General features: G+C 61.1%; 23 protein-coding genes, 1 tRNA gene and 2 pseudogenes. 8 read left to right on the top strand and 18 right to left on the bottom strand.

The window, feature by feature from the left end; translation table 11 throughout:
- Positions 1-211: 211 nt before the first annotated feature.
- From AC515T_RS01790 to AC515T_RS01810, 5 genes are all read right to left on the bottom strand, one after another.
- The gene (locus AC515T_RS01790; protein ID WP_496531217.1) at positions 212-1,465 is read right to left on the bottom strand and encodes a methyltransferase; all 1,254 of its coding nucleotides are present in this window, start codon (positions 1,463-1,465) and stop codon (positions 212-214) included.
- Complete coding sequence (locus tag AC515T_RS01795; protein WP_496531218.1) at positions 1,446-2,135, bottom strand: ABC transporter permease; 690 nt, start codon at positions 2,133-2,135, stop codon at positions 1,446-1,448. Before AC515T_RS01795 ends, AC515T_RS01790 begins: the two co-directional genes overlap by 20 nt.
- Complete coding sequence (locus AC515T_RS01800; RefSeq protein ID WP_496531219.1) at positions 2,132-2,827, bottom strand: ABC transporter permease; 696 nt, start codon at positions 2,825-2,827, stop codon at positions 2,132-2,134. The genes AC515T_RS01795 and AC515T_RS01800 overlap by 4 nt, the downstream gene beginning before the upstream one ends.
- Positions 2,828-2,905: 78 nt before the next feature.
- On the bottom strand, positions 2,906-3,658 hold the full coding sequence (locus AC515T_RS01805; RefSeq protein WP_496531220.1) for an ABC transporter substrate-binding protein: 753 nt from the start codon (positions 3,656-3,658) through the stop codon (positions 2,906-2,908).
- A 13-nt stretch (positions 3,659-3,671) separates the two neighbouring features.
- Positions 3,672-4,445: an ABC transporter ATP-binding protein gene (locus AC515T_RS01810; RefSeq protein ID WP_014336086.1), complete on the bottom strand. Its 774-nt coding sequence runs from the start codon at positions 4,443-4,445 to the stop codon at positions 3,672-3,674.
- 377 nt (positions 4,446-4,822) lie between these two features.
- Here AC515T_RS01810 and AC515T_RS01815 point away from each other — a divergent pair, with 377 nt between their 5' ends.
- Positions 4,823-5,260, top strand: coding sequence for a carboxypeptidase regulatory-like domain-containing protein (locus tag AC515T_RS01815; protein ID WP_496531221.1), 438 nt, complete (start codon positions 4,823-4,825; stop codon positions 5,258-5,260).
- Positions 5,261-5,269: 9 nt separating this feature from the next.
- Here AC515T_RS01815 and AC515T_RS01820 read toward each other — a convergent pair whose 3' ends face one another.
- From AC515T_RS01820 to AC515T_RS01865, 10 genes and pseudogenes are all read right to left on the bottom strand, one after another.
- Positions 5,270-5,716 carry a hypothetical protein gene (locus tag AC515T_RS01820; RefSeq protein WP_122565233.1) on the bottom strand — a complete coding sequence of 149 codons (447 nt, stop codon included), beginning with the start codon at positions 5,714-5,716 and terminating at the stop codon, positions 5,270-5,272.
- Between the two features lie 40 nt (positions 5,717-5,756).
- A pseudogene (locus AC515T_RS01825) lies at positions 5,757-7,993 on the bottom strand (ATP-binding protein).
- The gene (locus AC515T_RS01830) at positions 7,990-8,595 is read right to left on the bottom strand and encodes a biliverdin-producing heme oxygenase (protein WP_496531222.1); all 606 of its coding nucleotides are present in this window, start codon (positions 8,593-8,595) and stop codon (positions 7,990-7,992) included. Before AC515T_RS01830 ends, AC515T_RS01825 begins: the two are co-directional and overlap by 4 nt.
- A 94-nt stretch (positions 8,596-8,689) precedes the next feature.
- Positions 8,690-9,262: pseudogene (locus tag AC515T_RS01835) on the bottom strand (PDDEXK nuclease domain-containing protein); the annotation flags it as partial.
- Positions 9,263-9,541: 279 nt separating this feature from the next.
- A complete protein-coding gene (locus tag AC515T_RS01840) occupies positions 9,542-9,949 on the bottom strand; it encodes a hypothetical protein (RefSeq protein ID WP_496531223.1) in 408 nt (135 codons plus the stop codon).
- Positions 9,950-10,010: 61 nt separating this feature from the next.
- Positions 10,011-10,340 carry a DHCW motif cupin fold protein gene (locus AC515T_RS01845; protein ID WP_496531224.1) on the bottom strand — a complete coding sequence of 110 codons (330 nt, stop codon included), beginning with the start codon at positions 10,338-10,340 and terminating at the stop codon, positions 10,011-10,013.
- Between the two features lie 112 nt (positions 10,341-10,452).
- Positions 10,453-10,528, bottom strand: a tRNA-Phe gene (locus AC515T_RS01850).
- Positions 10,529-10,630: 102 nt separating this feature from the next.
- Positions 10,631-10,903 (bottom strand): oxidative damage protection protein, encoded by a 273-nt coding sequence (locus AC515T_RS01855; protein ID WP_496531225.1) that lies wholly within the window; start codon positions 10,901-10,903, stop codon positions 10,631-10,633.
- Complete coding sequence (gene mutY / locus AC515T_RS01860) at positions 10,900-11,967, bottom strand: A/G-specific adenine glycosylase (RefSeq protein WP_053117495.1); 1,068 nt, start codon at positions 11,965-11,967, stop codon at positions 10,900-10,902. Before mutY ends, AC515T_RS01855 begins: the two co-directional genes overlap by 4 nt.
- Positions 11,964-14,189, bottom strand: coding sequence for an AsmA family protein (locus AC515T_RS01865; RefSeq protein WP_496531226.1), 2,226 nt, complete (start codon positions 14,187-14,189; stop codon positions 11,964-11,966). The genes mutY and AC515T_RS01865 overlap by 4 nt, the downstream gene beginning before the upstream one ends.
- A gap of 478 nt (positions 14,190-14,667) precedes the next feature.
- Here AC515T_RS01865 and AC515T_RS01870 point away from each other — a divergent pair, with 478 nt between their 5' ends.
- From AC515T_RS01870 to AC515T_RS01900, 7 genes are all read left to right on the top strand, one after another.
- Positions 14,668-16,329 carry an OFA family MFS transporter gene (locus AC515T_RS01870; RefSeq protein WP_496531227.1) on the top strand — a complete coding sequence of 554 codons (1,662 nt, stop codon included), beginning with the start codon at positions 14,668-14,670 and terminating at the stop codon, positions 16,327-16,329.
- 287 nt (positions 16,330-16,616) lie between these two features.
- Entirely contained in the window at positions 16,617-17,210 is a 594-nt protein-coding gene (hisB, locus tag AC515T_RS01875; protein ID WP_003186751.1) for an imidazoleglycerol-phosphate dehydratase HisB, read from the top strand.
- Positions 17,210-17,848 (top strand): imidazole glycerol phosphate synthase subunit HisH, encoded by a 639-nt coding sequence (gene hisH / locus AC515T_RS01880; protein WP_018606318.1) that lies wholly within the window; start codon positions 17,210-17,212, stop codon positions 17,846-17,848. Before hisB ends, hisH begins: the two co-directional genes overlap by 1 nt.
- Positions 17,848-18,102, top strand: a complete 255-nt coding sequence (locus AC515T_RS01885; RefSeq protein ID WP_496531228.1) for a DUF2164 domain-containing protein — start codon at positions 17,848-17,850, stop codon at positions 18,100-18,102. The genes hisH and AC515T_RS01885 overlap by 1 nt, the downstream gene beginning before the upstream one ends.
- A gap of 42 nt (positions 18,103-18,144) precedes the next feature.
- On the top strand, positions 18,145-18,882 hold the full coding sequence (gene hisA, locus AC515T_RS01890) for a 1-(5-phosphoribosyl)-5-[(5-phosphoribosylamino)methylideneamino]imidazole-4-carboxamide isomerase (protein WP_014336098.1): 738 nt from the start codon (positions 18,145-18,147) through the stop codon (positions 18,880-18,882).
- Positions 18,883-18,891: 9 nt separating this feature from the next.
- A complete protein-coding gene (gene hisF, locus AC515T_RS01895) occupies positions 18,892-19,662 on the top strand; it encodes an imidazole glycerol phosphate synthase subunit HisF (RefSeq protein WP_003196830.1) in 771 nt (256 codons plus the stop codon).
- Positions 19,663-19,725: 63 nt separating this feature from the next.
- On the top strand, positions 19,726-20,472 hold the full coding sequence (locus tag AC515T_RS01900) for a substrate-binding periplasmic protein (protein ID WP_496531229.1): 747 nt from the start codon (positions 19,726-19,728) through the stop codon (positions 20,470-20,472).
- Between the two features lie 151 nt (positions 20,473-20,623).
- On the opposite strand, the gene AC515T_RS01905 is transcribed toward AC515T_RS01900, so the two are convergent.
- From AC515T_RS01905 to AC515T_RS01915, 3 genes are read right to left on the bottom strand one after another with little or no spacing between them, the layout of a single operon-like run.
- Complete coding sequence (locus AC515T_RS01905; protein WP_496531230.1) at positions 20,624-21,403, bottom strand: divergent polysaccharide deacetylase family protein; 780 nt, start codon at positions 21,401-21,403, stop codon at positions 20,624-20,626.
- Between the two features lies 1 nt (position 21,404).
- Positions 21,405-22,721 carry a S41 family peptidase gene (locus tag AC515T_RS01910; RefSeq protein ID WP_496531231.1) on the bottom strand — a complete coding sequence of 439 codons (1,317 nt, stop codon included), beginning with the start codon at positions 22,719-22,721 and terminating at the stop codon, positions 21,405-21,407.
- A gap of 32 nt (positions 22,722-22,753) precedes the next feature.
- Positions 22,754-24,046, bottom strand: coding sequence for a murein hydrolase activator EnvC family protein (locus AC515T_RS01915; protein ID WP_496531232.1), 1,293 nt, complete (start codon positions 24,044-24,046; stop codon positions 22,754-22,756).
- Between the last annotated feature and the right edge of the window lie 139 nt (positions 24,047-24,185).

Consider the following 24,185-nt stretch of genomic DNA (forward strand, 5'->3'; position numbering starts at 1 on the left):
TGAATTCGGCGGTTATGTCGTTTTGCTTAGACGCTTATGCACAACGGGCTGGATGAGGCGCAGGGTATCTTGCGATTTTGTGACCGCTTTCGCGTTTCGTCGCAAATGCCTGTTTTCATGGTTTTTTATCCATATGAACAAAAAATGACCAATGCTGATTCGGTCAGGAAAACACGGATTTCTTGAATCCGAGTTTATTTCATCAACAGAGTTATCCACAGGATGTTTCGTCTCGGTAACGCTCTGCCAGCAACAACAGATTGCGCGGCGTCAGTGGGGTTTCGCAGAAGGTGCCGAGGCGAACGTCGTAGCCTTTTTGAGTGAGGAAAAGCGCTCGGTCCAGCACCAGCCAAAGCTCCAGTGGCCGTCGGAAAAGGCCCCGCACCAATTCCAGGTTGCGCACCTCGGCCAAGCGCTGATGGCCTGCAGCTTCCAAAGCGACCCAATCAGGCGTGCCGACTGTGGATAAGTCTTTGAGGGCCGCCAGATCCGTGCAGTACTGGGCGAAGGATTTTTCCAGCCAGGCGCTGGGCAGCGACGGCGTGGGCAAGTATTCGTCGCACCCTCTGATTTGCCGTTGCAGCAAGTCGAAGCCCAGGCGCCAAGCCATGGATCGGTCCCGCTGTCTTCTGACGCGGGCGCCAGCGGTGACGGTTTCGGTCAGCGGTAGGCTGAGATCGTCGAGCGACAGCTGTAGGGCAGAGCCCTTGGCAGCGTCGGACAGTGCTTGATAGCGCTCGCTGCTGATGCGGTTGTAACAGCACGGCGCGATAGCCAGTTGTGCACAACCAGTGGCGCTGGCCAGGTGTATCAAGCGCACATGCAGGTCACCGCAGGCGTGCAGGGCTATGGGTGTGTGTTCGGGCTGGAGCGCCTGGGCGGCGTCCGCCGCCATCACGTCTTGTTGCAGGTGCGTGGCAGGCAGGTGATGGCGCAGGCTCAGTTGTTGGCCGCTGGCGACCAATGCGGGGTCGTACTCCAGGCAAGTCAGTTGCTGCTCAGCGTGGAGCAGACGTCGACCGAGGTGGCCTTTGCCGGCGCACCAATCCAGCCAGTGGGTTGGCCGGGTGGTGAAGTGCAGTCGACTGGCGAAGGCTTCGATCTGCTGCCATTTGCGCCCGGGTACGTCGACGTTGAGGCGATGGCTTGGCGCTTCAAGCGTGCTGGCGGGCAATTCTGCGACGGCGCTCAATGCGTGGGAGATTGCGGCCAATGCTGGGAAGGGCGCTGGCGTGTCTTCCATCAACCATGGCTGATGATGGTCGTTTTCTGCCGCTCCCAGCGAACGCTGGCGTAGCCATCGGGCCAGTTCCGGGTGCGATGTTTCCCAAGGCAGCTGCAGATGGGTGAACGGGCGCGGTTTCCACAGTGCCTGGTGCGCTGTGAGGAAAGCGTCCAGCGCCGTGAAGCGGGCGAGCAATGCCTCGCCCGTCAGCACGCCGCTGTCAGCGCCCTTGGCAGGCATCGACGCGCAACCAGCGCTCCAACAGCTTGAAGCCTTGCACCAACAGGAAGGACATCAGCAGGTAGAACATGCCGGCCGCGAAGAATATCTCCACCGGCAGGTAGGTCCGGGCAATGATGGTGCGGGCCATGCCGGTGAGTTCCAGCAGGGTCACGGTACTCGCCAGGGCGCTGGCCTTGAGCATCAGGATCACTTCGTTGCTGTAGGCCGGCAGGCCGATGCGCGCGGCCCGCGGCAGCATGATATAGATCAGCGCCTTGGGCCGCGACATGCCCAGGGCCCGCGCGGCTTCGATCTCGCCACGGGGAATGGCCTGGATCGCGCCACGCAGGATCTCGGCGATGTAGGCGGCGGTGTGCAGGGTCATGGTGGCCGTGGCGCACCAGAACGGGTCCCGCAGGTACGGCCACAACGCACTGCCGCGCACGGCATCGAATTGCGCCAGGCCGTAGTAGACCAAGAACAGCTGGACCAACAGCGGCGTGCCACGGAAAAAGAAGATGTAGGCGTAGGGCAACGCCCGCACCTGCCACAGGCGCGAAGAGCGGGCGATGCCCAGTGGAATCGCCAGCAGCAGCCCGGCGATCACGGCGATGGCCACCAGCTCCAGGGTCAGTGTGGCGCCCTGGGCCAGCTTCGGCAGCCACTTGATGATGACGTCCCAGTTCATTGGGTGCTCCTGGTAAATCCACGGGCGGCGCGTCGTTCCAGCAGGTGCATGCCGATCATGGCGAGCACCGTCAGCCCCAGGTACATGAACGCGGCGACCATATAGAAGGTGAACGGTTGCTTGGACACGGTCACGCCGATTTCCGCATGGCGCATGATTTCTTCCAGGCCGATCACCGAGACCAGCGCAGTGTCCTTCATCAGGATCATGAACAGGTTGCCCAGGCCGGGCAGGGCGATGCGCCACATCTGCGGCATGATCAACCTGGTGAAGATCCGCCACTTCGACAGGCCCAGGGCGACGCCGGCCTCACGGTGGCCCTTGGGAATCGCCAGGATCGCGCCGCGAAACACTTCCGTGGCGTAGGCACCAAAGCACAGGCCCAGGGCGATGACGCCGGCGGCGAAGGCGTCGAGGGTGAGATCGGGGTTGCCGAAATATTCACCCAGGGCACGCAGCAGGTTGACGGTGCCGAAATAGATCAGCAGCACCCAGAGTAATTCCGGGATGCCGCGCACCAGCGTCGAATAGGTGCCGCCCAGCCATTGCAGCGGCTTGTACGGGGAAGTCTTGGCCAAGGCGCCGAGCAGGCCGAGTACCAGCCCCAGGCACAGGGCCGCGAGTGCCAACTTGACGGTCATCAGCGCGCCGGCGGCGAGCGCCGGGCCGAATCCGTAGAGATCGATCATCATGGGTAAGAATTCATATCGCGGCAGGCTTTGCTAAGGGCCGGCGCCGCCAGGGAGCGGCGCCGGCCAGGCACGTCAGCGTCAATAGATGCTGAACGGGAAGTACTTGTCGTTGATCTTTTTATAGGTGCCGTCGGCAAGGATTTCCTTGAGGGCGGCGTTCAGCTTGTTGCGCAGTTCGTCGTTACCCTTGCGCACCGCAATGCCGATCTTGTCGCCTTCCACCACCGGGTCGCCCTTGAATTCGTAATCACGGCCGGCTTGGGTTTTCAGCCAGTCGTAGTTCACGTATTTGTCCGCCAGGATCCCGTCGACGCGCCCGGAGGTCAGGTCCAGGTAGGCGTTTTCCTGGGTGTCGTAGAGTTTCAGCTCGACGCCTTCCATGTTGTCTTCCATCCAGGTGCCGGCGAGCGTGGAGCGCTGTGCCCCGATGACCTTACCCTGGAGAGACGCTTTATCGATCTTGAAATCGACGTTTTTCGGCGCAATGAACTGCAGTTTGTTGGAGTAGTACGGGTCGGTGAAGTCCACGGCCTGCTTGCGTTCTTCATTGATCGACAGCGAGGAAATCAGGAAGTCGAACTTCTTGGCCATCAGGGCGGGAATGATGCCGTCCCAGTTGGACGTGACCACTTCGCACTCGACTTTCATCTTGGCGCACAGGGCGTCGCCGATGTCTTTATCGAACCCCACGACCTGGCCGCTGGCGTCCTTGTTGTTGAACGGCGGATAGGCCGCTTCGATGCCCATCTTCAGCTTTTCGGCCGCCATGGTGCTGGCCGAGAAGACCAGGCTGGCCGCTGCGGCCAGGAGGAATTTCTTGTAGGTCTGCATGTGTACTGCTCCGTTAGCGGTTGCTGGACATGAATTGTTTGCAGCGCGCCGAAAGCGGGTTCTCGAAGACCTGCTGTGGCGATCCTTGCTCCTCGACCAGGCCTTGATGAAGAAACACGACTTCACTGGAAACCTGACGGGCGAAGCCCATTTCATGGGTGACCAGTAGCATGGTGCGTCCTTCTTCGGCCAGGGCGCGGATCACACTAAGTACTTCCTGGACCATTTCCGGGTCAAGGGCGGAGGTGGGTTCGTCGAACAGAATCACCTTGGGCTGCATCGCCAGTGTGCGGGCGATGGCGGCGCGTTGTTGCTGACCACCGGACAGTTCGGCCGGGTAGGCGTGGCGTTTGTCGGCGATACCGACCTTGGCCAGCAGCGCTTCGGCGACTTCGACGGCTTCGGCCTTGCTCTGGCCAAGCACCCGGCGCGGGGCTTCGATGATGTTATCGAGCACGCTCATGTGCGGCCAAAGGTTGAAGTTCTGGAAGACGAAACCGATCTCGCTGCGCAGGCGGTTGATCTGTTTGCCGTCGGCGGCCACCAGCTCACCGTTTTTCGCGGCCTTGAGCTTGAGCTCTTCGCCGGCCACCAGGATCTGGCCCTGGTTGGGGTTTTCCAGCAGGTTGATGCAACGCAGGAACGTGGACTTGCCGGACCCGGAGGATCCGAGGATCGAGATCACATCGCCGTCGCGGGCGGTCAGCGAGACGCCTTTGAGCACCTCCAGCTGTCCGTAGCGTTTGTGCAGGTTGCGGATTTCAAGCGCGGGCGTGGCCTGGGCCATGTGCGGTCCTCATGGTATGTGCTCCCTTGCTGTTGGCTGCCTTCCTTGGCGAGGCGGCCAAGCTAGCATGCGTCCGAATGGCAGCCAACAGCGCTACGGGCGGTAAACCGGTGATGTGCGGCAGGTTGTCGCATCGGCACAGCAGACTGTCGCGCCATCAACAACCGAACGGCCGTTTGAACCTTGTTTACCGGTGAAAAGCCCGGGAGTCGCGTAAAAAAAGGCGCGATGGTGCCAGCTTTGGGCGGGGGTTGGAAGGGTTAACCGGATGAGCGTGCCTATTCCGATTGGCATTCGACTCAACTTCCAATCGGTCTGAACATCGATGTTCATAAATCGATCAAACGAGGTGGCGTCCAATATCAGGAGTTGTGGTCATGAAGTCGCTATTTTGCCTCATCGTGTTAGGCGCGCTGCTTTTTCCCGTCATGCTCAACGCCACCAACCTCGCCCCTGTAGACAACACAGGGGTCCAGGTCCAGCCCATGCAGCAGAACGGCATCACTTATCTGTCCGGCGGTATCGGCGAGGACGAAGCCCGGGCCATCGGGCAGGCCCAGGGTTACAACGTGCACATGACCTTTGCGATCGGCCCGGAAAACAAATACGTCCCGGATGTGGACGTGACCGTGCAGAACGCATCGGGACAAACAGTGCTGACCCTCAGCGATGCGGGGCCGCTGGTTTATGTGCAACTGCCGCCGGGCAAGTACAACGTGGTGGCGACGCGCAACGGTGAGGCGCGGCGCGACACTGCTGAGGTAGGCAGCGGGGCCGCGCGCAACCTGGTGTTCCATTGGAACAGTGACGAATAACCGAGCGGCTTATTCGCTGGCGGGTTCTTCCAGGGTCTGGCGATAGCGGTCCAGCGCCTCGCTGAAGTCCTTGATGAACTCCGGTGTGCTGAGCCAGCGCTGGGCGGTCTCGCGGTCCATGTCATCGACCCACATGCGGTAGTCCACCAGCATGTCGGCGGCCAGGTTGGTCGCCGCCATGCTTTCGTTTTCGGCGTTTTTCAGGTCGAGCAGACCTGGGCGTTCGATGATCATCACGCTCAGGGACGTGAGCAGCGTATCGAGCATTTCACTGCGGCTGACGGCCTCGGCTTCGCGCAGCTTGGCGAACAGTTCCAGCACGTAGACCGGTGGCTGGGCGGTGGCGTGGGCCGGGTCGCCATACATCGGGATCGATTTGCGCCCGGTCATGCGGATCTGCTTGGCTTTGTCTTTGGCGCGCTTGGCGCGTTTCTGCTGTTTGTTCAGTGAGGCCATTGGGCTTCGGTTTCCAATTCGTTAGGGGACGGTGCCCGGCTCAGTCGATTTTCGGCACGGTAAAGCGGAATTCGCTGCCCTGGCCTGGCTGGCTTTCGGCGTGCAGTTTACCGCCATGGGCCTGGACAATCCCCTTGGAAATGTACAACCCCAGCCCGGTGCCGTTCGGGTTGCCTTCCTTGGTCGTCCAGTAGCGCTCGAAAACATGAGGCAATTGCTCTGGCGCAATCCCTTCACCGGTGTCGCGGACGCTGAACACGATCTCATTCCCGACGGACATCGCGCTGATGCTCACGGAGCCCTGCTGCGGCGTGAACTTGATGGCATTGCCGATCAGGTTGGACAGCACCTGGAACAGCCGCTCGGGGTCGGCGTTGATCCTCAGGTTGGGTTCGGCATGGAAGGAAATGTCGATCGCCTTGGCAGTGGCCAGCGGCGTCAGCAGCGAGCAGGCGTCGTCGAAGATCTGGCTGACGTCCATCGGCTGGGGATTGATGGTGTAGCGTCCGGCATCGATGCGCGAAATGTCGAGCAGATCCTCCAGCAGTGTGTTCATGCGGCTGGTGGCCTGTTGCATGGTGTCGATGGCGGAAGAAATTCGCTTGGAGCTGTGGGAGCCGTCCGAGCTGAAGGCCTTTTGCATCATGCCGCAGAGCATGGAAATGACCGTCATCGGGCTGCGCAGGTCGTGGGACACCACGGCCACCAGTTCATCGCGTGCCTGCACGGCCTGGCGCTCCTTGTGCACCTGGCGGGCCAGGTCGTTTTCCAAGGCCGAGCGCCGCAGGTCGTTGGCGGCGAACAGGTCGCCATGGGTCCATTTGGTACTGATGCCGGCCATTTCGACTTTCCAGATCTCGAAAGACGTCCGGGGCCGCAGGCGCAGGCCGGTCTCGCTGTTTTCCAGGTCCAGGGGCTTTTGTGGGTCGCCGCTCCATTGGAGGGTTTGCTTCACCTCGGGACGGAACCACAGCACGCCGTTTTCCACAGGTTTGGGCAGGTGGATCGCCAACACGCCGCTCGCCACGTCCGGATAAGCCTGGGCAGGTGCGAAGACGCTGCTCAGGTTGTGGTGGGAGAACACCGGTTTATCGGTTTCCAGGATCCATTTATGCAGCTCGCGGATCTGCTCCGGTTCCGGGCACTGGCCATGGCGGTGTAGCTTGTTGTCTTCGAAAATCGCGACGCCGCTGGCGCCGGTCATGTCCATGAGCCGTTGTGGCTCGTGGGACAGGCCATCGAAGACGTTGTCGCTGGACTCGGCCATGACCGCGGCGAGGACCTTGAGGTCTTCCAGCTTGGCGTCCCGTTGCCGGGTCAGTTCCAGGGCCTGCATGGCGCTGATCTGCAATGACAGCACCTGACCGATGGTCTGGCAGGCCATGCGCATTTCATGGGGAACCAGCAGCGGCTGGCGATTGCCGCAACTGATCAGCCCCCACAAGCGTTCGCCTTCCATCAACGAGATGCTCATGGACGACAGCACGCCCATGTTTTTCATGTACTGGCGATGGATCGGCGAGACGCTGCGCAGTGTGGCAAAACTCAGGTCCAGGGGCGCCTGGGTGTCGGGCCGCAATTCCGGGACCAGCGGCACCGGCGCGTAGTCGGCGTTGGGGATGATCCGCAGCCAGTTGGTGCGATACAGCTCGCGGGCCTGTTCGGGAATATCCGACGCCGGGAAAAACAGGCCCTTGTAGAGCTCCATCGACGGCGCGCTGGCCTCGGCAATCACCTGGCCGTGGCCTTCTTCTTCGAAGCGGTAGATCAGCACCCGGTCGTAACCGGTCATGGCCTGGATTTCCCGCACACTGATTTCGTACAGGGCCTGGAGGGTTTTCGCACTTTGCAGGCGTTGCAGCATGCGGCCCATGTTGGCCTCGCCGCTGACGCCTTCGGGGCGATAGTCGCTCAGGTGCTGTTCCAATTCGACGATCAGGGCGCCCCCTGATGGCGATGCACCAGGGCATCGAAACGCTGCTGGTTCACGACAATGGCCACGGGCACGCTGTCGCTTTCCGGGGCGGCGCGACAAGCGATGAGGATCGCCTCGGCCTGTTCCAGCCCCAACAGTGCGTCGAGTGTCTGGCCCAACAGCCTGTGGGGATCTTGCCCCATCAACTGCAACGCGTTGGCGCTGACCTGACGGATCACGAAATCGGGCTCGGACAGCATCAACAACACGCCGTGAGGCTGGATGGCCCCAGGAAAGCGAATCGGTTCGTCTGCGCAATTGGCCAGCAGTTCTTCGAAGGCTTCCTGGTTTTCCGGGTTCATAACAATACCTTTTGGCTGTCCAGCCAGTGTTCAAAATGAGAGAACGTCGCCTTGGCGGCGCGTGTGACTTCGAACACCTGGGCCTCGCCTAGGTTCCTGTCGTCCAGGTATTGAAGGAAATCCTTCCAGCGTCGGCCGGTGAGTTCGCCATATACATTGAGAAAGGTCGCGCCGCTTGAGGCATCAAGACCGAGTTGCTCGGCCACCCTGCGCCGCAGGATCTGCCCGCCGAGGGTCGCGCCTTCCAGGACGTAGGAAACGCCGAGGGCGGCGGCTCGGGAGTCGATTCGTGGCAGCACCTGGCAGGTGGGCAATGCCTCGATAGCGGCTTCATCCAGACCCAGGGCCTTGAGGTCGGCTCGCAATACCGGGAGTTTGATGCGCAGGGATTGGTCCAGCCCGGTTGGAATCAACGCCAGCACATGAAGCTGTTGCTCCAGCGGCTGATAAAAACCGTAGTAGGCCGCCATCAGGCGCCGGTACAGATCCAGATCCAACTGTGGTGAGAAAAACGGCAGGCGTTTTTCCAGGGCGACGTGCAGTTCAGCGGTTTCGGTCCGCAATGCCTGGATCAGGGAAGGGTGAGGCGCGGCCGGTGACATGCAGGATGAAGCTCATCGACTGAAGCATTGCTGGAGAAAAACGCATCAATCTTACATGGGTTTTTTGAGTGCGCGGTCATTGGGTATCGGCTTTTTATTCCTTCAAGTCGCTGCGCCCGACGGCCCCTTCCTCAAGGCGCGCCTGTTCACGGTCCAGCTCGTTGCGCAGTTCTTCCTCCGTAGGCAGCACCCGTTGATATTGGCTGGCGAACAATTGTTCATGGCCTTGCAGTACGGAATAACGCACCACCGAATCGTCTTTCCGCGCACAGAGAATGATGCCGACGGTGGGTTTATCATCGGGGCCGCGGTTCAGCTCCTCGTAGAGGCGCACATACATATCCATTTGCCCGATGTCCTGGTGGCTCAGTTCGCCGCGCTTGAGGTCGACGATCACAAAGCATTTGAGCAGGTAGTTGTAGAAGGCCAGGTCGAGGTAGAAGTCTTTGCTTTCAGTGCTGATCCGTTGCTGACGGGCGATGAAGGCGAAGCCCTTGCCCAGTTCGAGAAGGAACCCCTGCAACTGGTCGATCAAGGCCTGCTCCAGTTCCGTTTCCAGAAGGGTGCCGGCATTGGGCAGGCCGAGGAGTTTCAGGACTGCAGGATCCCTGACGATGTCCCCAGCAACCAGGTTCATCTCCCTGATCTGGGTGATGGCCTCCTGGCGTGCCTGGCGAATCAGCTCGCCGAGTTCGTTGATCAAGGGAGCGAGCTGTGGGTCATCTTGAGGCAGCAGTGGCGTCATCGAAGTGTCCAGCCATTGAGAGGGGGCGGACCGCAAGGATGCTCCGGGCGACGTTTCGATGATGCCGGACGGGGCTGATTGCTTGGGGGGAAAAATAGCGGATTGACGCAGGACGGGTATGACGCCGCCCCATGTTGGTTAACCTTGGATTGTGGGAATTATCCCCGGAGGGCGTCATCCACCGCGGTCCCGGCCAGACAGTCAGTCCTGGCCTTGTGTCAGTGCCTGGGACGCAGCCACATAATCGGCCTGGAATTGCTTGCTTTCCACCCAATCCAGCGCGGTCTGCTCATCCACGCCCGTGGTCAGACGGCGGTATTCGATCAATGCGGTAATGATGAAATCGGTCGCTTCTTCCTCACCCTCCTGTTCCAGCACCAGCGCCAGCAGGGGATGGGCCAGGAACGCTTCGCACATTGCCTTCTGGCTGACTTTTTCGGCGGCACTCATGAGTTGGAACAGCTCCGTCAGGTCCACGGTTTCCAGATCGATGCGCTCGTCGTTCGGGTCCAGGAAATCGTTCGGCGCAGCAGTACGTTGAATGCGGTTCTGCTTGGCCTTCGCCTTGGCGCGCTGGCTGCGCTTCTGCTGTTTGTTCGCCGATGACATGGTCGGATTCCTGATGGATAAGGCCATCTATCCTACAGCTTCAACGCGCACGCTTCGAATCTCAATCCACTATGAAAAGCGTAGCCCCCGATGAGGTGGAGGATCGATGGGGCTCGGCCTGGTCGGCGACCTGGTAGCTCATGCCGGGCTTGAGCAAAAACTGCCGGCCATCTTCGAGTTCAGTATTGAGCTCGCCCTTGAGGCAAAACAGGATGTGGCCCTTGGTGCACCAATGGTCGGCCAGATACCCGGCTGTGTATTCCACCATCCGTACCCGAATGTTCCCGAATTGCCGCGTGCGCCAATAGGCGGTTCCGGTGACGCCTTTGTGCTCGGTGGGTTCGATGGTTGACCAATCGGTGGTGCCGAAGGGGATGTCGGTGATGTCCATGTCGACTCGTTTGCCAGGGGGAGAGGATGAATGTAGCTGAGTCGACAATGCGCAGGAAGAAATCCCAGGCAATAAAAAACCCGATCAATTGCTTGATCGGGTTTTCGGTATTTGGTGCCCAGAGACGGAATCGAACCGCCGACACGGGGATTTTCAATCCCCTGCTCTACCGACTGAGCTATCTGGGCAACGGGGCGCATTAAACGGGTTTTTCAGGGGGGCGTCAAGCAAGTTTTCAAAAAATATTTAACTATTACCGTCGCTTACGATCCGCCCCCGCATTCAACAGCTTATTCGGATGGCGGTACGTAGCCTTCGGCCTTGGCGTAATCTTCGCCGGAAAAATACTTGTCCATCTCGCCCTGAAGGTATTTGCGGTCTTCGGCGTTCATCATGTTCAGGCGTTTTTCATTGATCAGCAGGGTCTGGTGTTTCTGCCAGTCGGCCCAGGCCTTGGCCGAGACGTTGTCGTAGATGTCCTGGCCCTTGGCGCCCGGGAATGGCGCACGCTCCAGGGCAGGCAGTTCTTCTTTGTACTTGCGGCACATGATGGTGCGGGTCATTGCAACTCTCCTGCGTTCATTACGGCGGCCGCGCGTTCGAGCAATGTTTTGACCGGGGCGGCAAGGCCCAGGCGCGGCGGGGTGGCGAGGTTATACCAGAGCCAGTCGGCCTCGGCCACGTGATGGCCGGTTTCCCGGACCCGGACCAGCCAGGGTTCGATCGCCAACTGGAAGTGGCTGAAGGTGTGCACCAGGCCTGGCATTTCGTGTTGGCTGCCCAATTCCAGCGAGTGTTGCAGCGCCAGGTGTTGCAGGTCGTCGAGGTCGTCGAGTTCCGGCAGGCTCCACAGTCCGCCCCATAGCCCGGTGGAAGGGCGTCGGTAAAGCAGGATCGCGCCCTCGTGGTTGGCCAGCATCGGCATCAAGGTGCGCTTTTTGGGCACCTCTTTACGAGGCTTGGGAATCGGGTAGCGGGTTTCCAGGCCCAGCATGTGAGCCTCGCAACCCTGTTTCAGCGGGCAGAGCAGGCAACTGGGCTTGCTGCGGGTACAGAGTGTGGCGCCCAGGTCCATCATCGCCTGGGTGTAGGCGTTGACCCGGTCCTGTGGCGTGAAGCGCTCGGCGGTGGCCCATAGCTGTTTTGCCACCTTGGGTTCGCCCGGGTAGCCTTCCTGGGCGGTGAAGCGTGCCAGCACGCGCTTGACGTTGCCATCAAGGATCGGCGCCCGCAGGCCCATGCTGATGCTGGCGATGGCGCCGGCGGTGGACAGGCCGATCCCCGGCAACTCGGTGAGTTTTTCCACGTCCCGGGGGAATTCGCCGCCGTACTGCTCGACGACGATTTTCGCGGTTTTCTGCAAGTTGCGCGCGCGGGTGTAATAGCCCAGCCCGGTCCACAGGTGCAGCACTTCGTCCTCCGGCGCGGCGGCCAGGGCTTGAACGGTGGGCAGCGAGGCCATGAACCGGTCGAAGTAATTGAGCACGGTACTGACCTGGGTCTGCTGCAACATGATTTCCGAGACCCACACCCGATAGGGCGAGATGGCTTGTTGCCAGGGCAGATCGTGGCGACCGTGGCGGTCGAACCAGTCCAGGACGGCGGTGGAAAACTGCTCGGCTCTCATCGCTTGAACAGCCCCTTGAGCGCGTCTTTCAGTTCGGGACTGACCTTGTCGCCGAGCTTCTCATCGATCTTGTCGCCGAGCCGGTCGCCGGCCAGTTTCGCCGCGACCTTGCCCAGCCCGTCGTTGTCCAGGCGGCAGGCCTTCGCCCCCAGCTCCAGTGGGCCACGGCAGCGCAACGGCCATTCGACGTCGACGTAGCGTTCGTTGACCTGGCAGGCCGGGTCGGGCATGTCGCTCTTGTCGCCTTCGACGATGACGCCGACGCGGTAATCCATGCCCAGCACCCGCAGGTCGATATCGCCGTTGCCGTTGACGCTCATGCCGGGGATGCGGACTTTCAGGTCGGGGTTGTGAGCGACGCCATTGGTGAAGGTGAGATTGCCGTTGAGTTGCTGGAACGGCGTGTCCTTGCCCCGGGGTTCGCCGCTGAGGGACTTGCGATTGAGGGTGGCGATGCCTTTGCACAGTTGCTGTTCGAGGTTGGCATTGAGCAGCACGCCATCGTTGATGACGAACCCGGCGTTGCCGTTGAGGCTGTCGATCAGGGCCTTCTGGCTATTGCCGGTGGCGGTGATCGCGCTGTTGAGCGTGACCAGGCCTTTGACCGGCGGATTCTTGCCCTGGCTTTCGATGATCTTCTCGGCAGGGACCCGGTTGATGCGGGTTTGCAGGCTCAACTGTGGGGTAGGTTGGCGCACATCCAGGGTGCCCTTGGTTTCGAAGTTGCCGCTGTACAGATCGCCCCGCAGATTTTCCAGGGTCAGCAGGCCACCCAGGCCGGTGGCCTTGAGCGCGGCGTTCTGGATCGGCAGTTTATCCAGGGTCAGTTGCCCGAAGGACAGGTCGGCATCGAGGTCCAGCTTGCTCAGGCGCTCCACCGGAAACAGCCGATCGTTACTCCAGGCACCCTGGGTCGGAGCACTCGGCAACGGTGTGCTGCCGGCACCGGCCATGGCGCTGGCTTCGGTGTTGCTGACTTCGGCCTCACGGGCCGCCTTGGAGCTGTCGGCTTCGGCGGATTTTGGCGGCAGGTAGCGGTCGACGTTGAACGTGTCGGCCTTGAGCTGCACGCGCAGGGCCTGTTTGGCAATGTCTTCCACGGCGATACGGCCGCTGAAGTTGCTGTCGTCGAGCTTCAGGTTGATGTTGTTGAACTCGACACTGGTCGGCGTGCCGGCAATGCGGCTGGCCAGCTCGACCTTGCTCAGGCTGCCTTCGGCCATGGCCGGGAGTGTCTGGCCGACGCTGTCGACGAACTTTGTCAGATCGAACTGGGCGATCGACACCCCGCCATTCAATTGCGGGGTCTTGTCGAGGTCGTTGACCTTCAGTTCACCCAGGGCGCGCAGTTGGTTGAGCGACAGCTTGATGCCGGTCCATTCGGCGACGTTGGCCGCCTTGTCCAGGAACAGTTGGCCTTGGGCGGCGAAATTCAGGGTCTTGCCCTGCAAGGGGTCGCCGGTGGCTTCGCCGGACAGTTTCAGGTCTTCGAACTTGTAGCGTTGCAGGGCCCGCTCGAAGCGCAGTTCGCCGGTCACTTCGGTGCGTACGCGCACAGCCGGCTGGTTGCTGGACAGAAATGCGGTCAGGGTCACTGGAATGTTGGTGGAGTCGTGGACCGGGCCGGTGCTCAGTTGGATGCTCTCGGCGGTGTACAGCTTGCCGGTTCGCTCGTCGGTGTATTCGATCCGGGCGTTGTTCACGGTCAGGCTGTCGATGTCCAGGCGGGTCGGCTGGGCAGATTTTTCTGCCGGGGTGCTGGCGGGCGGGGCCGGTTGTTCGGCGGGTGCCGGAGTGTTCGCTGTCGTAGCGGAGGCTGGCGCCTTGCCGATGTCTTCCCAGTTACCGTGACCGCTCTTGTCACGGTTGAGCCGCAGGTTCAGGCCTTCGACGCGCACATCGCTCATCTGCACTTCCCGGCGCAGCAGCGGTATCACCCGGACCGAGAGACCGAGCATCTGCAGGTCGGCGAAAGGTTGGGTCGGAGTGGCCAAGGTCGCGACGCTGGCGTCGTGCAACTCCAGACCCAGCCAAGGGAACAGGCTCCAGCCGATATCGCCATTGAGGGTCAGCTCAATGTGGGCCTTGTCGCGGGCTATCTGGCGGATCTCTTCCTTGTAGTCGTTGGGATCGAACAGGTGGGTCAGGGCAAAGCCCAGGGCCACAATGATCAGCAACAGCCCGAGAAGTACCAGACCCAGGATTTTGCCGAACGCTTTCATGGGCGAATCCTTGTAGGTTGAGTTCAAAATTTAGCCGGGAGTATAACGCTGTGGATGGGGGTGGTGCGTCGGGTACTCGTTATAAGTCCCGTCCGTAGATCAATGTGGGAGCGAGCTTGCTCGCGATAGCGGTGTGACCGTCAATGAAAATGCTGAGTGTGCGACCGCCATCGCGAGCAAGCTCGCTCCCACACAGTGGGTCTACAACGATGGGCATGAACGCTCCTGAAAAAATAAATCGTTAGCCCCCTACAGAAAGCCGGCAAGCGTGCGATAAGACAGATGGCACGAAAAAGGTGATATCACTTTGGTTTCTCTGCCACGATCAAATGGTAACCTTTGCCCGTTCGTCCGTCCTTCTGCGACTTGATGTCGCACACTATGGAGCTTCACCAGAAAATACAGCCATGCCTGCGTGCAATGAAGGCTGAGGGTGAAGCGTGGCTGACGGACCATTCCAATAACTGGGGGATACACAATGAGCACGAGCATCACGGCGGACGGCATCGCCGACCAGCCAGCGTTCCTCTCCAAGGAACGCATCATCGCCAAGCCCGGTTTCAACCGGTGGTTGGTTCCACCGGCCGCACTGGCCATTCACCTGTGCATCGGCATGGCCTATGGCTTCTCGGTGTTCTGGTTGCCATTGTCCAAGGCCTTGGGTGTCACCAAGCCTGTGGCCTGTGCACCGGATATGAGCTTCATCTCGCAAGTCTTTTCGTCCCAATGTGACTGGCCGATCTCGATGCTCGGCTGGATCTACACCCTGTTCTTCATCTTCCTGGGTTGCTCGGCAGCCATCTGGGGTGGCTGGCTGGAACACGCCGGACCACGCAAGGCCGGCGTTGTATCGGCCTTGTGCTGGTGCGGCGGCCTGCTGATTTCCGCGCTGGGTATCTATACCCACCAGATCTGGCTGATGTGGGTCGGTTCCGGGGTGATCGGTGGTATCGGCCTGGGCCTGGGCTACATCTCCCCAGTGTCGACCCTGATCAAATGGTTCCCGGACAAGCGCGGCATGGCGACCGGCATGGCGATCATGGGCTTCGGCGGTGGTGCGATGGTTGGTGCTCCACTGGCCGCGGCGCTGATGAACCATTTCGCTTCGCCGACGGGCGTGGGCGTCTGGCAGAGCTTCCTGGTCATGGCCGCGATCTACTTCGTGTTCATGATCGGTGGCGCCTTGTCGTATCGCGTTCCGCCGACCGGCTGGAAGCCTGAAGGCTGGACCCCGGCACCGAAGAAAGCCGCGAACGCGATGATCACCCATCGCCACGTTCACGTGAACGTAGCCTGGAAAACCCCGCAGTTCCGTCTGGTATGGCTGGTGCTGTGCCTGAACGTATCTGCCGGTATCGGTATCCTGGGCATGGCTTCGCCGCTGTTGCAGGAAGTGTTTGGCGGTAAATTGCTTGGCACCGACCTGCCTTTCGGTCAACTGGACGCCGTGCAACTGGGCCAGATCGCTGCCATCGCAGCCGGCTTTACCGGGCTGTTGAGCTTGTTCAACATCGGCGGCCGGTTCTTCTGGGCATCGTTCTCGGATTATCTGGGTCGTAAAAACACCTATTTCGTGTTCTTCGCCCTGGGCTTTGCCCTGTACGCGCTGATCCCGAACCTGGGCCACCTGGGCAGCGTCGCGCTGTTCGTGGCGGCGTTCTGCATCATCCTGTCGATGTACGGCGGCGGTTTCGCCACTGTGCCGGCCTACCTGGCGGACCTGTTCGGTACGCAAATGGTCGGCGCGATCCACGGTCGCCTGCTGACCGCCTGGGCTGCGGCAGGTGTGCTGGGTCCGGTACTGGTGAACTACCTGCGTGAATATCAACTGAGTATCGGCGTTGAACGCGCCGCGGCCTATGACATCACCTTGTACATCCTCGCTGGCCTGCTGGTGCTGGGCTTCCTGTGCAACCTGATGGTCCGTCCGGTCGCCGACAAGTACTTCATGACCGACGCCGAACTGGCCGCCGAACAGGCGCTGGGCCATGACAAAGGCGCCGACAGCAGCACGTCGCTGGAGTGGAAAGCCGCGCCGGGCACCAAGCCTTTGGCGATCGCCGCCTGGCTGGTGGTGGGCATTCCGTTGGCGTGGGGTGTGTGGGTGACCCTGCAGAAGACGGCGGTGTTGTTCCGCTAAGACCGTTGCCCGAACCTTCAAGGTAAGGGCAAACCTAGTGTGGGAGCGGGCTTGCTCGCGAAGGCGGTGTGTCAGTTGACGATGATGTCGACTGACACACCGCCTTCGCGAGCAAGCCCGCTCCCACATTTGATTCTGGGTGATGGCAAAAATTGCTTGTATGGACATGTCTATCACCGACAGCCCGGGGTCCAGCCCGTCAGTGATGTCACCTCTTGTGTTTCTGTTTGCCGCTCGCGCCCCTATAATGGCTGCCTTTTTCGCCCAATGATTTTGCGGAGCTGGTGATGGCCGAACGTAAGGCGTCTGTCGAGCGCGACACTCTGGAAACCCAGATCAAAGCCTCGATCAACCTGGATGGCACCGGAAAGGCCCGGTTTGATATCGGTGTGCCTTTTCTTGAGCACATGCTGGACCAGATCGCCCGTCACGGGCTGATCGACCTGGACATCGTCAGCAAGGGCGACCTGCATATCGACGACCACCATACGGTGGAAGACGTCGGTATCACCTTGGGCCAGGCCTTTACCAAAGCCATCGGCGACAAGAAGGGCATCCGTCGCTACGGCCATGCCTACGTGCCGCTCGATGAAGCGCTGTCGCGGGTGGTCATCGACTTCTCCGGCCGCCCGGGCCTGCAGATGCACGTGCCGTACACCCGTGCCACCGTCGGCGGCTTCGACGTGGACCTGTTCCAGGAATTCTTCCAGGGCTTCGTCAACCACGCCAACGTGACCCTGCACATCGACAACCTGCGTGGGCATAACACCCACCACCAGATCGAAACCGTGTTCAAGGCTTTCGGTCGCGCGCTGCGCATGGCCGTGGAGCTCGACGACCGCATGGCCGGCCAGATGCCTTCCACCAAGGGCGTCCTGTAATGCAGACGGTCGCGGTTATCGACTACGGCATGGGCAACCTGCACTCGGTGGCCAAGGCCCTCGAGCACGTGGGCGCCGGCAAGGTGCTGATCACCAGCGATGCCGACGTGATTCGCGAAGCCGACCGTGTGGTGTTCCCCGGCGTCGGCGCGATTCGTGATTGCATGGCCGAGATTCGTCGCCTGGGCTTCGACAAGCTGGTGCACGAAGTCAGCCAGGACCGTCCGTTCCTCGGCATTTGCGTGGGCATGCAAGCCCTGCTTGAACGCAGCGAAGAGAATGATGGTGTCGATTGCATCAGCATGTTCCCAGGCCAGGTGAAGTTTTTTGGCAAGGGCCTGCATGAAGACGGCGAGCACTTGAAGGTCCCGCACATGGGCTGGAACGAAGTGAAGCAGACGGTGGATCACCCGCTGTGGCACAACATTCCGGACCTGGCGCGCTTCTACTTCGTGCACAGCTACTACATCGCCGCCGGCAATGCGCGGCAGGTGGTGGGCAGCGGTCACTATGGCGTCGATTTCGCCGCAGCCCTGGCCGATGGTTCGCGCTTCGCGGTGCAGTTCCACCCGGAGAAGAGCCATACCCATGGCCTGCAACTGTTGCAGAACTTCGCGGCGTGGGACGGGCGCTGGTAATGGCCCGCAAGAAACCGCCGATCCTCACCCTCACGCCCGAGCAGGAGAGTGAAGCGAACCGCAAGATCCAGCGGTTCATGGAGCAGCGTTTCGAACTGGACCTGGGGTCGTTCGAAGCGGCGGAAATTCTTGACCTGTTTACCCGCGAAATTGCTCCGCACTATTACAACAGGGCGATTTTCGATGTGCAGGCGCACCTTAAAGAAAGGTTCGAAAGCATTGAAAGCGACTTGTGGGCGCTCGAGAAAAATTGATTTTCGAGCCAAGCTGAATATTCGTATTTGAAGGTTTGCCAGATGCTGATTATCCCCGCTATCGATCTCAAGGACGGCGCTTGCGTCCGTCTGCGTCAGGGCCGCATGGAAGACTCCACGGTGTTTTCCGATGACCCGGTGAGCATGGCCGCCAAGTGGGTGGAGGGCGGCTGCCGTCGCCTGCATCTGGTCGACTTGAACGGCGCCTTCGAAGGGCAGCCGGTCAATGGCGAAGTGGTCACGGCCATTGCCAAGCGTTACCCGAACCTGCCGATCCAGATCGGCGGCGGCATCCGCTCGCTGGAAACCATCGAGCACTACGTCAAGGCTGGCGTGAGCTACGTGATCATCGGCACCAAGGCCGTGAAAGACCCGGCTTTTGTCGCCGAAGCCTGTCGCGCGTTCCCTGGCAAAATCATCGTCGGTCTGGATGCCAAAGACGGTTTCGTCGCCACCGATGGCTGGGCTGAAATCAGCACCGTGCAGGTCATCGATCTGGCCAAGCAGTTTGAAGCCGACGGCGTGTCCTCGATCGTTTATACCGACATCGCCAAAGACGGCATGATGCAGGGCTGCAACGTGCCGTTCACCGCTGCGTTGGCCGCTGCCACCAAGATCCCGGTGATTGCTTCCGGTGGCATCCATAATCTGGGTGACATCAAGTCGCTGCTCGACGCCAAGGCGCCGGGCATCATCGGCGCAATCACCGGCCGGGCGATCTACGAAGGCACCCTCGACGTCGCTGAAGCGCAAGCTTTCTGCGATTCGTACAAAGGCTGAGGACTCACCATGGCGCTGGCCAAACGCATCATCCCTTGCCTGGACGTGGATAACGGCCGCGTGGTCAAGGGCGTCAAGTTCGAGAACATCCGCGATGCCGGCGACCCGGTGGAAATCGCCCGTCGCTACGACGAACAGGGTGCGGACGAGATTACCTTCCTCGACATCACGGCCAGCGTCGATGGCCGCGATACCACGCTGCATACCGTCGAGCGCATGGCCAGCCAGGTGTTCATCCCGCTGACCGTGGGCGGCGGCGTGCGCACCGTGCAGGACATCCGCAACCTGCTCAATGCCGGGGCGGACAAGGTGTCGATCAACACGGCGGCGGTGTTCAACCCGGAATTCGTCGGTGAAGCGGCCCAGCACTTCGGCTCGCAGTGCATCGTCGTGGCCATCGATGCGAAGAAGGTCTCTGGCCCGGGCGAGACCCCGCGCTGGGAAATCTTCACCCACGGTGGGCGTAAACCCACGGGCCTGGACGCCGTCGAGTGGGCGAAGAAGATGGAAGGCCTGGGTGCCGGGGAAATCCTGCTGACCAGCATGGACCAGGATGGCATGAAAAACGGCTTCGACCTCGGTGTGACCCGCGCCATCAGCGATGCCCTGGGCATTCCGGTGATTGCTTCCGGCGGCGTCGGCAACCTGCAGCACCTGGCCGATGGCATTCTTGAAGGCCACGCCAGTGCGGTACTGGCGGCGAGCATTTTCCACTTCGGCGAATACACCGTGCCGGAAGCCAAGGCCTACATGGCGCATCGCGGTATCTGCATTCGCTGATCGCTGGACACCATGGCGGGCCCAAGGCACTCTTGGGCACACCATGGATTGCGGTAGCCCGACATGCTCAAACGTCTCGTTCTTGCCTTTGCGGGCGCCACGTTGCTGCTCGCAGGCACCACCCGCGCCGCCGATGCTCCGCTGGTGTTGCTGACGGAAAACTTCCCGCCGTACAACATGGCCAAGAACGGCAAAAACTTCGCCCAGGACGAGAATATCCATGGCATTGCCGTGGACATCGTCCGCGAAATATTCAAGCGCGCCGATATCTCCTACAGCCTGACGCTACGTTTCCCCTGGGAGCGCATCTACAAACTCGCCCTGGAAAATCCGGGATACGGTGTGTTTGTCATGGCGCGGTTGCCTGAGCGTGAAAAGCTGTTCAAATGGGTCGGCCCCATCGGTCCGGACGACTGGATCATGCTCGCCAAGGCCGACAGCAAGATCGCCCTCGACTCACTGGAGCAGGCGCGCCAATACAAGATCGGTGCCTACAAGGGCGACGCGATTGCCGAGACATTGGCCAAGCAGGGGCTCAAGCCAATTGTCGTATTACGCGATCAGGACAACGCCAGGAAACTGGTCAACGGCCAGATCGATCTGTGGGCCACCGGGGATCCTGCCGGGCGGTACCTGGCGCGCCAGGAAGGGGTGAACGATCTCAAGACCGTCCTGCGCTTCAACAGTGCCGAGCTGTACCTGGCGTTGAACAAGGACGTGCCTGACGAGGTGGTCGCCCGGCTTCAAAAGGCCTTGGATGAATTGCGCAAGGAAGGCGCGGTGGACGCGATCATGGCGCGGTATCTCTAAGCATTTTACCCACCGCAACGCCGCCATCGCGAGCAAGCTCGCTCCCACAGGGGATCTGCCGTGAACACAAATCTTGTGCCCGATGCAGAACCACTGTGGGAGCGAGCTTGCTCGCGATGGCGGCAGTGCAGTTTGAGATAGCGCTCAGCCGCTACCGATAAACCCCATCCTTCCCATGCCCGACCATCGCCCGATTGCTGCGCAGGCTGATCATCGACTTGATGTCGATCCATTCGATGCCCTGGGCCTTGAGCTTGGGTAGCTCGCGTTCGAGTACCGCCAGGGTCTGCGGGTAGGGATGGCCGATCATCACGGCCGAGCCTTGCCGGCGGGCCAGGTCGATGGCGGTCTGCAATTGATGGGCTATGGCGGCTTCGGTGCGCTCGTCGTCCAGGAACACATCCCGCGACACACTGGCCAGGCCGATCTTTTGCGCTTCGGCGGCTGCAACGGTCTGGGCGCTGGTGCGGCTGTCGACGAAAAACTTGTGCCGTTGCTGCAAGTTCGCCATCAGCCACGCCATGGCCTTGGGCTGGGCGGTCATGCGGCTGCCCATGTGGTTGTTGATCCCGCTGGTGTAGGGCACGGCCGCGAACGCGGCGTCGAGGCGCCTGCCCAGTTCTTCGATGGACAGTTCCGGATGCCAGGCGAACGGCCCGGTGGCCGGGTCCATGGGCATGTGCAGCATGACCAGCTTGTCGGCGCGATGGGCTTCGCGGGCGACTTCGGCGGCGTGAGGGGTGTCGGGCATGATCGCGGCGGTGACCGGACCGGGGAGGGCCAGTACCCGGCGATCCCGAGGCAGATTTTGCCCCAGGTCGTCGATGATCAGGCTCAGGTACGCCTTGTGTGGCGAAGAGGGTGTGGCGGGCGCCGCGTTAACGGCCCCCGTCAGCAGGCACAGCAGGAAGAAGGCGAAACGCAGGCCCATCTCAGCGGCCGGACGTGATGTTCAACCCTTTGAGCAAGCTCAAGGCCTGGGCCAACTGATAATCGTCATCCTGCGGCATTGGCTTGGCCTTGGCGCCGGAACCGGTCGGTTTGTCGGCGCCGCCGTTGCCATTGCCCAGGTGACCTTGCAGGTCGGCTTCCTTGAAGTACTCGCTGTCCTGCTCGTTGGTGATCTTGGCCTTGCGCACCTCGATGTCCGGGACGATGCCCTGGGCCTGGATGGAGCGGCCGTTGGGCGTGAAATACAGCGCGGTGGTGATCTTCAGGGCACGGTCGTTGTTCAGTGGCAATACGGTCTGTACCGAACCCTTGCCGAAACTGGTGGTGCCCATGACCACGCCGCGCTTCTGGTCCTGCAGGGCACCGGCAACGATTTCCGAAGCCGAAGCGCTGCCGCCGTTGATCAGCACCACCAACGGCACGGCTTCGCTCAAGTCGTTGCCGGTGGCCGAGAAGCGCAGCTCGGAATTGGCGATGCGGCCCTTGGTGTAGACGATCAGGCCCTTGGTGATGAAGTGATCCACCACTTCCACCGCCGATTGCAGCACGCCGCCGGGGTTGTTACGCAGGTCCAGGACCAGGCCGTTGAGTTTCTTGCCGTTGTCCTTGCGCAGCTTGGCCAGGGCCTTGGCGACTTCTTCGCCGGTCTTGACCTGGAACTGGGTGATGCGGATGTAGCCGTAGCCCGATTCCAGCAGTTGGCTCTTCACGCTCTTGACCTGGATGACCGCCCGCGTGAGGGTCACGTCGAACGGTGTGCCACCGTCGCGTACCAGGGTCAGGGTGATCTTCTGGCCGATCTTGCCGCGCATCTTGTCCACGGCTTCGGTCATGCTCTGGCCGCGGGTCGGCTGGCCGTTGATCTTGACGATGAAGTCACCGGCCTGGATGCCGGCCTTGGAAGCAGGCGTGTCGTCGATTGGCGAGACCACCTTGACGAAGCCGTCTTCGCTGCCGACCTCGATGCCCAGGCCGCCGAACTCGCCGCTGGTGCTTTCCTGCAGCTCGGCGAAATCGTCCGGCCCCAGGTAGGCCGAGTGGGGGTCAAGGTTGCTGAGCATGCCTTTGATGGCGTTCTCCAGCAGCATCTTGTCATCCACCGGTTCCACGTAGGCGGCCTTGATCCGGTCCATGACCTCGGCAAAGGTGCGCAGCTCGTCCAGCGGCAGCGGGGCCTTGGTGGTCGCAGCCGTGGCGGCGGGTGCCGATGGGGCCGGTTCGGCGGCGAAAGCCAGGGGCGCACCGATCACGAGGGCGATCGTCAGGGCCAGCGAGGTAAGGCGGGACAAATGCAGCATGTCGAACGAACTCCTTAATAGGATGGGCGCGCTTATCCTTGCGCACGACACCATTGGGCCGGGTCACTGGGGCGACCCTGCTGACGAATAGCGAAATACAGTGCTGGCGTATCCTGCCCGCCACTGTTACCGACCGTGGAGATGGACTCACCGGCCTTGACCACATCGCCCGCCGACTTGAGCAGCGTCTGGTTGTGGCCGTACAGACTCAAATAGCCGTTGCCGTGATCGAGGATCACCAGCAGGCCGGCGCCGCGCAACCAGTCGGCGAAGACCACGCGCCCGCCATGCACGGCATGCACCTGGCTGCCGGCGGAAGCGCTGATCATCACCCCGTCCCATTTGGTGCGGGTGTCGTCGCCGCGGGTTTCACCGAAGCGCGCAAGCAATCGACCATTGACCGGCCATGGAAGTTTGCCTCGGGCTGAAGCAAAAGCGCCGTCAAAGGTTTCGCCGTCACTGGAAACCAGTGCGCCGGGGCTGGCTTTTGCCGGTTGGCGCGGTGCGTCGCCGGCGTCCGCGTCGGCCTGGGCTTCACGCAAACGCTTTTTTTCGGCTTCCTGCTGGGCGATCAGCGCTTTCTGGCGCGCTTCTTCCGCCTCTCGGGCCTGGCGAGCCAGGGTCTCTTCGATGGTTTTCAGCACGTTGGCCAGTTCGGCCTGGTCCTGCTCGCGGGCCTTGAGCTTGCTGTCGCGGGCCTTCACGTCGTCATTGAGCTTGGCCAGAGCCACCTGGCGTTCCTTGCGAACCTTCTCGAGTTCTTCACGCTGGGTGTCGAGGCTGCTTTTCTGCACCAGCAACTGGGCCTGCTGCAGCTCGATGTCTTTTTCGACATTAGCCAGTTGGCGCAAGGTTTCGTTGAAATTCTTGAGTTGTTCCAGGCGGGCCTGGCTCAGGTAATCGTAATAGGTGAGGGTGCGGGCGAATTTCTCGGGGTTCTGCTGGTTGAGCAGCAGCTTGAGGTATTCCTGGCGGCCGTTCTGGTAGGCGGCCCGGGCCTGGATGGCGATCAGCTTTTGCTGTTCAGTGCGCGCGCTCTGGAGTTTTTTTTTCTCTCCATCGAGCCGCTGCAGCTCGGATTCGCTTTTCTTCAGCTCTTTTTGCAGGGCGTCGACCTGCTTCTCCAGCTTGCCCATCTCGGTTTCGGTGCCGCGCAGGTCTTTCTGCACGCTGGATTTCTCTTCCTGCAACTTGCCCAACAGCTTTTTCAGCTCGGCAATGTCCTGGCGCGTGGCTTCCAACTGTTGTTGGGTTTGCGCGCGCTCGTCGGCAAAGGCCGGTTGGAGCAAGCAGGTCAGAGCGAGGGCTATCAGGACGCGAAGCATAGAGGCGGGCGACACCAGGGAAAGGGACGGCCTAGTATGCCCGCCCCACGCTGCAAAAAAAACGCCCATTTGGGGCTGTGTGATAACTGGCCCAAAAAACACCAAAAACCCATGTGGGAGCGAGCTTGCTCGCGATGGC

The organism is Pseudomonas sp. FSO-7 (assembly GCF_059579345.1).

Coding starts and splice junctions, on each gene's coding strand:
- AC515T_RS01790 (WP_496531217.1), bottom strand. CDS start 1,465: ATGCCTGCCAAGGGCGCTGACAGCGGCGTGCTGACGGGCGAGGCATTG.
- AC515T_RS01795 (WP_496531218.1), bottom strand. CDS start 2,135: ATGAACTGGGACGTCATCATCAAGTGGCTGCCGAAGCTGGCCCAGGGC.
- AC515T_RS01800 (WP_496531219.1), bottom strand. CDS start 2,827: ATGATGATCGATCTCTACGGATTCGGCCCGGCGCTCGCCGCCGGCGCG.
- AC515T_RS01805 (WP_496531220.1), bottom strand. CDS start 3,658: ATGCAGACCTACAAGAAATTCCTCCTGGCCGCAGCGGCCAGCCTGGTC.
- AC515T_RS01810 (WP_014336086.1), bottom strand. CDS start 4,445: ATGGCCCAGGCCACGCCCGCGCTTGAAATCCGCAACCTGCACAAACGC.
- AC515T_RS01815 (WP_496531221.1), top strand. CDS start 4,823: ATGAAGTCGCTATTTTGCCTCATCGTGTTAGGCGCGCTGCTTTTTCCC.
- AC515T_RS01820 (WP_122565233.1), bottom strand. CDS start 5,716: ATGGCCTCACTGAACAAACAGCAGAAACGCGCCAAGCGCGCCAAAGAC.
- AC515T_RS01830 (WP_496531222.1), bottom strand. CDS start 8,595: ATGTCACCGGCCGCGCCTCACCCTTCCCTGATCCAGGCATTGCGGACC.
- AC515T_RS01840 (WP_496531223.1), bottom strand. CDS start 9,949: ATGTCATCGGCGAACAAACAGCAGAAGCGCAGCCAGCGCGCCAAGGCG.
- AC515T_RS01845 (WP_496531224.1), bottom strand. CDS start 10,340: ATGGACATCACCGACATCCCCTTCGGCACCACCGATTGGTCAACCATC.
- AC515T_RS01855 (WP_496531225.1), bottom strand. CDS start 10,903: ATGACCCGCACCATCATGTGCCGCAAGTACAAAGAAGAACTGCCTGCC.
- mutY (WP_053117495.1), bottom strand. CDS start 11,967: ATGAGAGCCGAGCAGTTTTCCACCGCCGTCCTGGACTGGTTCGACCGC.
- AC515T_RS01865 (WP_496531226.1), bottom strand. CDS start 14,189: ATGAAAGCGTTCGGCAAAATCCTGGGTCTGGTACTTCTCGGGCTGTTG.
- AC515T_RS01870 (WP_496531227.1), top strand. CDS start 14,668: ATGAGCACGAGCATCACGGCGGACGGCATCGCCGACCAGCCAGCGTTC.
- hisB (WP_003186751.1), top strand. CDS start 16,617: ATGGCCGAACGTAAGGCGTCTGTCGAGCGCGACACTCTGGAAACCCAG.
- hisH (WP_018606318.1), top strand. CDS start 17,210: ATGCAGACGGTCGCGGTTATCGACTACGGCATGGGCAACCTGCACTCG.
- AC515T_RS01885 (WP_496531228.1), top strand. CDS start 17,848: ATGGCCCGCAAGAAACCGCCGATCCTCACCCTCACGCCCGAGCAGGAG.
- hisA (WP_014336098.1), top strand. CDS start 18,145: ATGCTGATTATCCCCGCTATCGATCTCAAGGACGGCGCTTGCGTCCGT.
- hisF (WP_003196830.1), top strand. CDS start 18,892: ATGGCGCTGGCCAAACGCATCATCCCTTGCCTGGACGTGGATAACGGC.
- AC515T_RS01900 (WP_496531229.1), top strand. CDS start 19,726: ATGCTCAAACGTCTCGTTCTTGCCTTTGCGGGCGCCACGTTGCTGCTC.
- AC515T_RS01905 (WP_496531230.1), bottom strand. CDS start 21,403: ATGGGCCTGCGTTTCGCCTTCTTCCTGCTGTGCCTGCTGACGGGGGCC.
- AC515T_RS01910 (WP_496531231.1), bottom strand. CDS start 22,721: ATGCTGCATTTGTCCCGCCTTACCTCGCTGGCCCTGACGATCGCCCTC.
- AC515T_RS01915 (WP_496531232.1), bottom strand. CDS start 24,046: ATGCTTCGCGTCCTGATAGCCCTCGCTCTGACCTGCTTGCTCCAACCG.